Source organism: Mucilaginibacter ginsenosidivorax (assembly GCF_007971525.1).
Classification (GTDB): Bacteria; Bacteroidota; Bacteroidia; order Sphingobacteriales; family Sphingobacteriaceae; genus Mucilaginibacter; species Mucilaginibacter ginsenosidivorax.
This window is the reverse complement of record NZ_CP042437.1, coordinates 2,730,733-2,743,035: the sequence shown is the minus strand read 5'-3', so window position 1 is coordinate 2,743,035 and position 12,303 is coordinate 2,730,733. Positions and strand designations below refer to the sequence as shown.

General features: G+C 40.2%; 9 protein-coding genes. 3 read left to right on the top strand and 6 right to left on the bottom strand.

Annotated elements, in window-relative coordinates; translation table 11 throughout:
* Positions 1–6: 6 nt before the first annotated feature.
* A complete protein-coding gene (locus tag FSB76_RS11370) occupies positions 7–2,025 on the top strand; it encodes a M13 family metallopeptidase (protein ID WP_147053690.1) in 2,019 nt (672 codons plus the stop codon).
* 929 nt (positions 2,026–2,954) lie between these two features.
* Here the strand turns inward: FSB76_RS11370 and FSB76_RS11365 are convergent.
* The 4 genes from FSB76_RS11365 to FSB76_RS11350 all read right to left on the bottom strand — a co-directional run bounded on the left by FSB76_RS11365 (position 2,955) and on the right by FSB76_RS11350 (position 8,007).
* Positions 2,955–5,621, bottom strand: a complete 2,667-nt coding sequence (locus FSB76_RS11365) for an ATP-binding protein (protein ID WP_147053689.1) — start codon at positions 5,619–5,621, stop codon at positions 2,955–2,957.
* Positions 5,622–5,867: 246 nt separating this feature from the next.
* Positions 5,868–7,106 carry a DUF3825 domain-containing protein gene (locus FSB76_RS11360; protein ID WP_147053688.1) on the bottom strand — a complete coding sequence of 413 codons (1,239 nt, stop codon included), beginning with the start codon at positions 7,104–7,106 and terminating at the stop codon, positions 5,868–5,870.
* Positions 7,107–7,298: 192 nt separating this feature from the next.
* Positions 7,299–7,514 carry a hypothetical protein gene (locus FSB76_RS11355; RefSeq protein ID WP_147053687.1) on the bottom strand — a complete coding sequence of 72 codons (216 nt, stop codon included), beginning with the start codon at positions 7,512–7,514 and terminating at the stop codon, positions 7,299–7,301.
* A 148-nt stretch (positions 7,515–7,662) separates the two neighbouring features.
* Positions 7,663–8,007: a hypothetical protein gene (locus FSB76_RS11350; protein ID WP_147053686.1), complete on the bottom strand. Its 345-nt coding sequence runs from the start codon at positions 8,005–8,007 to the stop codon at positions 7,663–7,665.
* A gap of 307 nt (positions 8,008–8,314) precedes the next feature.
* On the opposite strand from FSB76_RS11350, the gene FSB76_RS11345 reads away from it, so the two are divergent.
* The gene (locus FSB76_RS11345) at positions 8,315–8,722 is read left to right on the top strand and encodes an EthD family reductase (protein ID WP_147053685.1); all 408 of its coding nucleotides are present in this window, start codon (positions 8,315–8,317) and stop codon (positions 8,720–8,722) included.
* Between the two features lie 631 nt (positions 8,723–9,353).
* On the opposite strand, the gene yiaA is transcribed toward FSB76_RS11345, so the two are convergent.
* Positions 9,354–9,824, bottom strand: coding sequence for an inner membrane protein YiaA (gene yiaA, locus FSB76_RS11340; protein WP_147053684.1), 471 nt, complete (start codon positions 9,822–9,824; stop codon positions 9,354–9,356).
* 133 nt (positions 9,825–9,957) lie between these two features.
* Here yiaA and FSB76_RS11335 point away from each other — a divergent pair, with 133 nt between their 5' ends.
* Positions 9,958–11,472: a hypothetical protein gene (locus FSB76_RS11335; protein ID WP_147053683.1), complete on the top strand. Its 1,515-nt coding sequence runs from the start codon at positions 9,958–9,960 to the stop codon at positions 11,470–11,472.
* A 140-nt stretch (positions 11,473–11,612) separates the two neighbouring features.
* Here the strand turns inward: FSB76_RS11335 and FSB76_RS11330 are convergent, their stop codons facing one another.
* Positions 11,613–12,287: a hypothetical protein gene (locus FSB76_RS11330; protein ID WP_147053682.1), complete on the bottom strand. Its 675-nt coding sequence runs from the start codon at positions 12,285–12,287 to the stop codon at positions 11,613–11,615.
* Positions 12,288–12,303: the final 16 nt, after the last annotated feature.

The following is a 12,303-nucleotide window of genomic DNA, read 5'->3' as shown; positions in this document are numbered from 1 at the left end:
CTGTTTATGAATAAAGTATTTTACCTGTGTGTAGCGTTAGTTGTTTTGGGTGCCTGGAAATACCAGGACGATCACAAAAAAGGTTTTGTTGATGTGGCCGGGATCGACTCGCTGACAAAACCCGGCGATAATTTTTTTCGCTTTGTTAACGGGCGCTGGTACGATACCGCCAAAATTGCCGCCGATCAATCGGGCGTGGGTTCGTACAGTTTCATGAACATTCCGCAAAAGCTGCTGCTGCAAAATATCCTGGATAGTGTTTCAAAAGCCCGGAACACGATGGGCAGTATCGACCAAAAGGTGGGCGATTTTTACGCCTCGGGTATGGATACCGCAACCATTAACCAGCGCGGATACCAGCCCATTAAGCCGGTACTGGCACAAATTGATGCCATTGCCAACGTGCCCTCACTCATCAAATTTGTAGCCGCGCAGCTAAAAACCGGGAACGGCCTCATTATCGACTTTGGTATTTATCCCGACAACAAAAACAGCAGCATCAATATTGCCCATGCATCGCAAACCGGCATTGGCTTGCCAGAAAGGGATTATTATTTTAAAACAGATTCATCCACACTTCGCGTTCAGCAGGCTTACAAGAAATACATCGGCACCCTGTTCCGGTTAACCGGGAGCAGCCCTGCCGCCGCCACAAAAAATGCAGCTATTGCTTACGGCATCGAGCAGCAAAACGCGGCATCGCATAAAACCAATATCCAATTAAGGGATGTTAATGCCAATTACCATAAGGTAGCCATCGCCGCCATCAGCAAAACACAGGCTAATATAGGCTGGCCAACATTGCTGGCCGAACTTGGCGCCACAACCGACTCGGTTGACATGGGCCAGCCCGCTTATTACGATAAGCTGAACGGCCTGTTAAAATCGGTACCCATAGCCGACTGGAAAATTTATTTAAAAGCCGCCACCCTCCAAAACTACGCCGAAATATTGAGCAAGCCATTTGTAGATGCCTCGTTTGAGTTTAACAAAGTATTAAACGGGCAGGCCGTACAAAAAACCCGCAGGCAAATCATGACGCAAAACGTCGACAATTACCTGGGGCAGGCTTTGGGCCAATTGTATGTGAAACGATATTTTAACGAGGATGCCAAAAAACGCGTGCTGGTATTGGTAAACAACCTGCAAAAATCGTTCGAGAACAGGATCAATCACCTGGACTGGATGAGCGACAGCACCAAACAAAAAGCCAAAGAAAAACTTTACGCCATCACCAAAAAATTGGGCTACCCCGATAAATGGCGCAATTACGATAAGGTACAAATTAACCGCGGCAAATACTTCGAAAACATCCTGTGGCTGAAACAAAACGACTACCAAACGCAGTTAGCCAAGCTGAACAAGCCGGTCGACCGGACGGAATGGGGTACCACGCCATCTACGGTTACCGCTTATTACAACCCATCGTTTAACGAGGTTGTTTTCCCGGCGGGCATCCTGCAATATCCCTATTTTGATTTTGAAGCCGACGATGCTATCAATTACGGCGGCATAGGCATGGTGATTGGCCACGAAATGACCCACGCCTTTGACGACCAGGGCGCCCAGTTTGACAAAGACGGCAACGTAAAAAACTGGTGGACAAAACAGGATTACGAAAAGTTTAGGGCCAAAACAAAACAGCTGGCCAATTTATATGGCTCGTTTACCGTGTTAGATACCGTACACATTAAAGGCGCGCTCACCCTGGGCGAAAACACCGCCGACAATGGCGGCATAGCCATTGCCTACGACGCCTTTAAAATGACCGACCAAGGCAAAGGCAACACCAAAATTGACGGCTTCACGCCCGACCAACGCTTCTTCCTGTCCATAGCCCGCATCTGGAGAGTAAAAACCCGCGACGAGTTCCTGCGCACCTACGTAAACACCAACCCCCACTCGCCCGCCATGTGGCGTGTAAACGGCCCCTTAATGAATTTCGCTCCGTTTTATAAGGCATTCAACGTACAGCCGGGCGATAAAAATTACAAGGCGGAAGGGGAGAGGGTTAAGATTTGGTAGGGGAGGCGAAGCCAGCTAAAACACTTTTGTCATTTCGAACGAGGTACGAGGAGAAATCTTGTACGCCTTGCATCCCAAAAGCCTGTCGGAATGCAGCGCGTATAAGATTTCTCCTCACCCCAGCGCTCGAAGCCCACTACAGTTCGTTCGAAATGACATTTTTCTTTAACTAAAAAGATGTGGCTACACCGTAGCCCATTCATCAGGACGGTAACCAAAAAAACCGTACAAATTGGCCCGGGTTACAGCCCTCCCACCCAAAGCTAATATCATGGGCGTTCCCGTTGGTAGAAACGGGCCGTGCTTTCCCCTCATACGCGCACAAGGCATTAGGCGCAAAGCCGGTATCCGGTACAATCACTAACGCGAAAACCGTTAAGCAAGAAATCCCCGATGTTATCATACATCCGGGATTTTTTAGCTTCTGGCCGGTGTTACCACCGTATCAGCCAGGGGTTGCGTTTTAAAACAGCCTTAGCTGGGAACCTATTTGGTGATTGCCTTTGGCCTTCCGTGAGGCTAAATGGATGGGGCATAACACCTACCACCGGCGGAAACATGGTTAACATAACTTAACATATTTTATGTAAATTAATTATAAATATTTGATAATCAAGTTTTTGTAATTTATCATGGTTAACATTGAATTGATGGTTCTCGCAGTTTGGTGGCTTGTAAAATGTTTGCGTTTGTTGGTGCCAAAAGGGGCACGGAGGGGATGGGTTTTAACCCGGAGATCATAGGGTTAAGATTTGGTCGGAAGGATAACCTATGTAAATTCGCATTACCCTTTTAGCCCTGCCTAATAATACAAAATCCCGATGCAGTTAAGCATTCGGGATTTGCATATTCAATACTTAGCATGCGGATCACAAGGGGGACTCTTGTGTTAGCGTTCAAAAGAACTTGCGGTAGCGGGAGAGGTTTTATCAAGATTTAAATTTCAACCAACTAATGGCTTTCGCAGCGTATATTTTTTTTGTTGCGAGTTCTTTGCCACCAAAAAAATCACTTGGAAAAAATTCAATAAGATCATTCACTTTGTAGTTGTGCTGTTTTCCCAAGACTATATTTAATTGTGCCATTTTATCAAGCGTTAAAATCTTTTCACTAAGGATTTTTTTTTGCGATGATTTATCGGAAGCGATCACCTTTCTGCCAAAGTCAGTGAGTTTTTTATTGCCGTCTATGATATCGGTCAAATACAAATCCCGATAAATATTTTTATTAATTGCTGGTTCTTCTATGTTTAATAAGTGTAAAGCTTCAATGATTTCTTTAAAAGAGGTTCTTGGCAACAACTCTTCTTTATTTAAAGAGTTTAGTCTAGGATTACTACGTCCCTTTTGAGGTTCGATAATCTTATTTTTTATGTCAATGTTCGATATTGCAAACCAACTTATTAAAGTTTTAGCATAGGCATCCCAAGTCGTGTCTTGAAAATCCTGCTTGAACGTAATCTTAAGCACTTGCAAAATAGTATCCTTAGTGATTTTATTATGGTTTGTCTTTTTAAGTACTAAATAAGGTGTATAATTCTGAAATTTATCAGTTATATATTTTATGAAGCCTTCTTTAGAGATTTCAACCTCTCGCTTAATTTTAAAATATTCATTTTCTTTTTGCACCAAGCCTATGTTTCTTAACTCTAGCAATATATTGTATAAGGCTTCTTCACCTATTCCTTTTGAGTGCTTATGGGACAATTGTGTGAGAGTCTCTTTTTTTTCCACGCTTTCAAACAGAAGAAACACATCTAAGCAAGAGTTGACCATTTGTCTTAATAGAAAACTTTCCCCAATAATCGGAATCACCCCAGTAACTAGATAATCCCTGAAAATATCCCAATAAATATTATAGTTAACACCCGACCTAATAATAAGTCGTTTGTGTAGTAACGATTCGATTATTTTATTTTCAATTAAATCGCCTACTTCAGTTTCTTCAAAAAAATTGCCTTCGTACGCTCTTTTTGCAATCAATTTTAACGCTTTCAATTCAGTCCCCTCTATACGTTCTTCATCTTTTTTAAATAAATCAGCAATATTCAGATTAGACTCAATTAAATTTTCTTTTGCTAAACCAAGTTGAATTTGATCAAAAATATGAATACACAATTTTTTGGTCAACCAAGGTAGACCTTGTGAGCTTTCCTTAATCCTATCTTTTATACTTTTGTCTAATGGACCGACGGATTCTTCCAATTGTTTTATCACTCCGTCAATTTCCTTTTCTCCAAATTCAGTTATCGTAAATTCCTTTGCTTGCTCTTTAGCTTGCTGCCAATAAGAGTAGGCTTCATGATCAATAGGGATAATTATTTCTGTTTTCCAAGAGAACCCAACAATTATGTTAGGCTTAGAATCTGTAACATCACTCAAAAATTTATAAAAGGATTTAAATAAATCCTTTTTCCTGAAAACATCCTCAAATTGGTCAAAAATCAAAATTAAAAATTTTGATTCAACAGATAGACGTTGTAGCAGGAGCTTAACAGAATCGGAAGTTAGCAGCTCGGTGTTAGTAGTGAAAGTAATGTCACGGTCAAACATTGTCTTACTCAAAAAGCCGCTATCTAAAGCGGAGTTCAGCAGTTTTTTTAAAGACAAAGCAACAAAATTGTCAGAAGTTGCACTCCTTGTATCAATTGCTAATGCATAAAACTTGTTTTTATAGTGCTTGTTGCGACACCTACCTTTAATTTCAAGGACTAAAGAACTTTTGCCCCATCCGGATTTACCGTTTAGATAGAAAATTCGTTTCTTAGATTTTCCAGAATGTATCTCTTTAAAATAATCTAAAATTTGAGTTCTAATGCCGTCACGACCAACAAAGTGTTTGTTTTCAGATGATGCTGGAAGATAATCATACCAATGTTCACTTTCCTGCACTTCTGAAATAGTTTCAATAAGATTATCTGCCGAATAAATTTTACTTTCTTTTTTAATTGAATTTAAATTACTTGTGACAACGGTAAGATTTTTTACATCATCGATTCGATTCTTTAGAAGTTCACTTGTTTCAAAGGAAATATTTTTGTCGTTTTGATTGGCATTGATAAGGTAAAATTTTGTTGGATATGCGTTACTCTCATTTATCAAGTAAATGAAGTAATCACCAAAGTAAGTGACTGCCAAAATCGTCTTTGAAATTGACAAGGTACTTATAGCTTGTTCGCTTTCAAAGACCATTTTTGCATCTTTAAGCATTTGGATGATGTCGTTCGGTTCAAAAAAGCTTAAATTTTTATATTTCGGTTTTTTTCTTATCTCACTTAGTAGGGCACCGGCTTGACTTTCAAGATCTTGCGTTCTGAAGAAATAACCGTAATTAGCCTCTTTGAAATCTACATTAAAACAAAATTTACTTAATTCGTCGGAGGAGACTTTTTCCTTAGCTTTGCATTCAACATAAAGCGTTTCTGTTTTATGTTTATGTTCTGCAACAAGGTCGATTTCCATACCTGAAAAATTTATATTTCCACGTATTTCATATTGGTGAATTGATAATAACTTTCTTATTAGGTCTTCAAAACAATTTCCCTTTGCTTTATTGGAAGCTCCTTCTTCAAGTATGATTTTTATTTCTTTTGTCACAATTGTTTTAAAATCTAATGCTAATAAATGTACTGTTTTTTGCCCCTTTTCGTTTACGTTTCAGTTTCTAAGTTGGCTCAAGCGATCTGTGTGTTTAGGTTGTAAAGTAACCATTTTCAACTAGCAATGATGGAACGGAAAGTGCTAGCTTTTAAACAGTTTGGAGGAATTATTTTAAAATGCTGAAATTTTAACAGGCGCGCTTTTTTAAGTTTATATCATTAAGAAACACGCTATCTTCTAAAATTAAGGATTTAGCCACTCGCGGTCTGGCTTAGCTAAAAGACGTGCATTATTGTACGCTTGGTCTAAGCTCAGAATGGTATGCGCTTCATGAATATTCTCATTTTTATTTACGACGAGTGCAGCAACTGCCTCAGCTTTGTTTGATCTGAAGCAAAGCGGTAACAAGAATTGAATTCTATTATCGTAAAAGTGCGGTATAGCAGTTTTGTAATTTCTTCTAATTCTTCTTTTAGCAAGCTCTATTGCGTCCTTAATCTCTTCAATAAACGCCTCATCATCCAAATTTCTGATTCTTTCGGATTCAATTCGAGCTTTTCGCTTTAATAAATGTTCTTTATCTGGAATAATTGGTACTCGTGTGTCAAAAATTAAATCAGCCACCTCTGCTTCGGAAAAATAAGTCGCTATATCGGGCACCTCAATAAAATATCTCCTATAAACAGATTGTTCAGTGTTGAATTCTATGAATGACCACTCTGGGATTTCCAATCCCCACCCAGTTATGGGAGAGTATTTAGGGTTTTTTATGAAATAAGCAAAAATCTCATCTTGTTGTGGTGTTACCAACCCCGTATTAAAATAAGAATATTCCTTGTTGTCTTTTGAGGAGCGACCTTTAACAATTTTATCTTGCCTGATGAGCCTTATACATGTATGATTAATATAGCTATAAAGAACTGGCATTCCTTTGGTAGGTTTTTTTAAATAATCCCAATTTTCCAATTCCGCAAGCGATTTTAAGTCATTTAAACTTTGTCTTAAATCTTGAAAAATTGCAAACTCTTCAATATGGGATCTATAGTCAATTTTCGTTACCTCGATTGCACATTTTCCTCTATCATTTATCCCATCTGTAAAAATAACGGGTTCCCCGACTTCGATCCTCTCGTATTTATCAGCTTTTTCTTTTTTTATTGACGAATGGTGAAAAAAAAGTTTATTTTTCTTTCCGTAATCTTCTATGTAACCAATTCCTCTTTCGTTATCAAATGATATAATATGTCCTACTTTTCTTTTAGAAGAATCAAGACAAATTTTTTTTGCCTCTTTTTCTCCTGGTTTTCTAGCTTCACCAACTTCAAAAACTACCGGTTCATCTTTGTATTTATCAGTTTCAATAAGCGTTAATAAGTCTCCTTCAATATTTTGAAGATTGAAATAGATATCTCTTAATTGATCATCCACAGATATTTTGCCCCAGAATTCTAGTGGTTTGTAAAATTTGATTTTCCCAGTCATGTGTTTAAGTTAAGTTGGATTTATGATTTTTAAATCTATTGTCTAAATCGATGTTACAACTGCATCATTACACAAAATAATCACCCTCCTACGCAGTCTATTTGCGTAGTTGTTTTTTTTGAAATTTATTTACAATTATTAATTGCGCTCTCGTGTTAGACGTTTACCATCGATGAGGATGGATGTGAAATATTAGGGCTTTTCGATTTTAGTTTTAAGTAAGATAATCAAGTTTTCATTTGTCCCTCTTAACCGATATATTTTTCTGTAAATATCAAGATAAAATTGCTGTGTTTCCTTTTCTGCATTTGCAAAATAATGTTCTACCTGCAGCATTCTTTTGAGGTCTATTTTTGCTTGTTCACTTGTTATTGCTTTTTTTTCATTCAATGAAGATGTAATCCTCATTAAAACATTGTATAAAGTATCTTGGTATCTAATGATTGAGTCACTTGTGTAAATAATCACATCGCAAACACAGGTCAGCTACCGCGCCGGCTGCCGGGAGGCTAATTTCAGGTTGCTAAACAGGCAACAGCGGGTATTAACCATCAATTTAGTGAGAAAAGATTACCTTTATAAAAAATCCGAATGCCATCCCCACACAGTACATTGAAAACTGTGTTTCCGTTTTCGAAAAAATTTTTGTGATAGCGGCACCGCCTAAAGCGGATATGATTACGGCAAGATCTTTTATATCATGTGATTTGCCATCATAAAAAGTGACTGCTGTTATCCAACCAATTACGAGGCCAAACCAAACGGCTCCCCCATCATTGATTAGTACTTTATCTCTATATTTGGGGATTTTATTAGTTTCAGGTTCGTCAGAATTTTGAGAAAAAGGTTTATTGGCCATGATAAAGTGTTTTGGTGTCATAAATATACATAACTTTTTCATTTGTAGTATTTTAATAAAAAAAAATTTAATGTGAGTATTGTCTGCTCCGCCCTTGTTGGTGTTCCCCACCGCACTTTGTTGGAGTTGTCTCCATAGGTGTTCGGAAGATTATTCTGGAGGACTTTTTAAGGTCGGGGCGGCAGCGGAGGGAAGTAGTGACGATGACAGTTATTTGAAAACATACCTGGGGCAAAGAACGATGGTATAACCCCCCCTTAAATTTTAACCCACATAACGTTTTGTGAATAAATACAATATGTTAATATTTGTATATTAAATTGAACCTCTCCAGTTAAATAAACCAATTATGAAATTAAGGCTGATTTTATCATTTATCCTTTTAACCATTTCTTTTACCGTGTTTAGCCAGGAAAAGCAGAACGTAACTATTGTTGAAAAAGGCTTAATTAAAGTATCTGTGATGTACCCTTATGCCGAAGGTAAAACCTTTAATATGGAATATTATGAATTGAAGCACATGCCAATGGTAGCGCGGTTTTTAGGATCAAATTTGGTTAAATACACCATCGAAAAAGGGATTGCCAGTGGTATCCCAAACCAACCGCTGCCCTTTATGGCTATTGGCACATTTTATATCAAAAGCCTAAGCGATTATCAAGCTGCTATCGCGCCAAACAGAGATGCTATTCGTGCCGATTTTTCAAATTATACCAATATCACTCCTGTCATTTTGGTAAGTGAGGTGATAAAGTAAACATAGCATTTTCGCAAAAGGGTACCTGCTTGTCCCTCTGGCGCAAGTGTTGTGCGGTTGCACGCGGGAGGATTCATTCCTACCCATGACATATCCAATTTCCCTGTCATCCTGAGGCACGAAGGATCTATCAGCTGTGTATGACCGATAGAAAAGTTGGCGAATGGATGCTTCGTACCTACCTATGACATGTTAGGTGTTATACAAATATTGGCTTTGAACGCTGGCTACGACTCACCCCGGCTACGCTGCGCTGGCCGACCCTCTCTCCGGCTTACGCCGCATAGAGGGTAAACCCCATTTTTATTTTTTGGCCCCTCTATGCGCGAAGCGGAGAGAGGGGTGACGGGCGCAGCCTCGTCGGGGTGAGTCGACTCGCCGCCATGTGATATATGTCATTCTCCCTTCAGAATTTCGCTAAATTTTACCACTCAGCATGACAGTCTTTTATTTTTGTATATCATCCCTCCTTCAGAAAACTGCGAAATTTTACCCCTCAGAACGATAGGGCGATTAGTTAAAAGGCCCCCTTTTTTTTAGCCCATGTATTTGAGGCTGCCAGCAGGCAAATAACCAAATAAACCCCGCAGGCCTTTTTTAACAAGGGCGCTGCGGGGTGGTAACCGCTACGTTACAGTTCTTTGTCGTCAATCAGTTTGGCGTCGCGGGTGTTTTTTTGGACGGCAATGGCCGAGAACATGCTGAGGCAAAATGCCATGGCGTAAAAGCCTTTCTCGCTTCGGGCCAGGTCGGCATTCCACAGGCCGATGGTTAATAAAACCATGGCCGCGATGGTGGCAAACCAGCTGAGGCCGTAGTACAGGTCGGTAACGGCCAGCCCTTCGGCCCTGTCCCTCACGCTTTTTTGTACCGAGATAACGGCGAATAAACCAAATAATAAAATGGTGAAATAATAGCCTTTTTCGTTCAGTTGGATAGTGGCATTCCATAAGCCAACGCAGTAACCTATTACGCCCACCAATAAGGCAAACCACGAGGCGCCTATAAAGGCGGCGGTTGGTTTAAACGGGTTTCTTTTGATCTTGTCGCCATATTTTCCAAAGGCTGAATTTTCTTCTGTTTTGTTTTGTAGCGGTTCCATGTTTGTGTTGTTTTAGTTGTTAATATGGAAGCAAATGTGCGATGTAAAACCGGCCTGTAAAAATCAAATTATGTAAATTACTGACGATATAATTTGGTAATTAATGTACATTTACAGGCATAAATACCTTGATATGGACTCACTATCGGAACTGGTTAACCTGCTCAATAATGCCGATAAAACACTCTTCAGGCAGTTTCTACAGCGCAAAAACAAAAGGGAAGATGTAAAAAACCTGACTTTACTTGATTTGATAGAAACTGACGATATAGATGACATAAATAAACTATACAAGCCCGAAAAAAATAAGGATGCCTACCATGCTTTACGCAAAAGGCTGCAGGATAATTTGCTGCTGTTTTTATCGCAAAAAACCTTCGAGAGCAGCCATGCCGAAACATACGATGCCTTGCGCCTGGTGGTGGTAGGGCGTTTTTTGTTGGAGAACGACGTACATAAGGTAGCTTTCAAATGCCTGGATAAAGCCGAACGGCTGGCCACACACTTGGAGCAGTTTAATTTGTTGAATGAGCTTTTGCTGTTGAAGCTGCAATACGCCCATCTGGAGGGCGCCGAAGACCTGGATGCCCTCACCGCGTGCTTTATACAGAACCAGCTGCATATGCAGCGCGAGGCTAAGCTAAACATGGCCTATGCCTTTTTACGGCAGGAACTACAGGCCATACACCTGCAAGGGAAAATAGTGAATTTGACCAGCCTGGTGATCACCACCATCAGGAAATACAAAATCTCGGCCCAGGACCTGATGACCTATAAGTCCATCTACCAGATCCTTTTCATCGCCAATGAATACGCGGCGATACAGCAGAATTATGGATTGATAGAGCGCTACGTTAAGCGGACGGATGAGTTTATGCAGGGCCAGGCGGATAGAAAGCAGTCGTACCTTTTTTACCATATCTCTATCCTGTATTTTTTGGCCAACTTTCACCTGCGGCAAAAGGATTTTGCAAGGAGCGCATCGTATTTAAAGGAAATGATGGATCTGATGGAAACGGATAGCCGTTACCATGAGGTGTTTTATTTGCGTTACCAGTTGCTGCGTGGCCTTAACCTGTTTTTTACAGGTTTTGCAAATGATGCCATAGGGATATTGCAGGAATCGCTCAGCAAAACCAACAACAGGAGCAAGCCGGAAGATATAGAAGATGTACGCATATGCCTGGCCATGTTTTTGGCCCTGTGCAACAACCAGCAAAGTTTAAAACAACTCACCTTACTTACCCGAACCGATGCCTGGTACGAAAAAAAGATGGGCATGTTATGGACCATCCGCAAAAACCTGATGGAAATTCTGGTGCATGCGCAGTTCTCCAACATCGACGTTGCCATGTCGCGGCTAAACAGCTTCAGGCGGCGGTATAAAAAGTACCTGCTGAAAACGTCGGAAGAACGGGTACTGTTATTCCTGAAGCTGGTTGAAAAATACCTGCAAAAGCCCGATGTGGTTTTCGACGCGGCATACCGGGACCAGGTTTTAACCCTGGCCGATAAGGCAGAAAATAACGACATTTTCACGCTAAGCTTTATAGCCTGGCTGATAGCCCGCCGCGAGAAAAAAACAGCTTATGAAGTGGTGCTGGGGTTGGTACGGCAGAAGAGTCAAGAAATTAGAATCAAGAATTAAGACAGCCTCATTTAGCGCAAGTGTTGTGTGGCTGCAAGCAGGAGGATCGTTTGTGAATTTGTTGGTGCTCCGTGCCGCCGTTGTTGGAGACAACCCTTGCTGCCGTAAGCCTCCTGGCTGATGTGCCCACCTGATATCGGCTACCACAATGCCGGGTTTGCATCGTACAGATCTATAGTGTTTAACCAGTATATAGCATTTTTATCGGTAGTTGGCGAATGATATGATATTTGAGCAAATTCGTTATTTGTGCTTAGCAGCGTGACAATATTGCCTTTGATCAGATATCCGTTCCTCTTTATAAATGCCTTTCCATCGTAATTATATAACGGGGCTTTAGCCGGTTTAATAAGCCGAATACCGGTAGCTGTACTTGAAGCCTTAAGAGAAAATATGTTTTTAACCGTATTGGCCGTGAAATCAAAACTTGCGTAGCCCAGCGGCTGGCTATTCAATATAATTTTTATTTTTTTATTGCCGGTGAAACTGAGGATGCCGGAAATTCCCTCGCTGTCGCCGGGCCAAATTGTATTAATTTTATAGTTTACGCCATCACTGCTGGTGCCGTATATATAAAATACGTTAATGTTCCTGTATTCTTTAAACTGATCATCCCAGTTATCATAATATTCATAAACACCTGTCAAAACCCCTCCGTTAATGTTTATTGTAATATCTCCGTTTCCCCGGCTCGAATAAACACCAGCGCTCCCCATAATAACATGCTGCCTCTTATCTTGTCCGGGTGAATTGTTAGCAGGCACGTAGCCCGTTAAAAAGAATAAAGCTAATAATAGTGTAATTTTCAAATGCATGTTTCAATATTTTGTT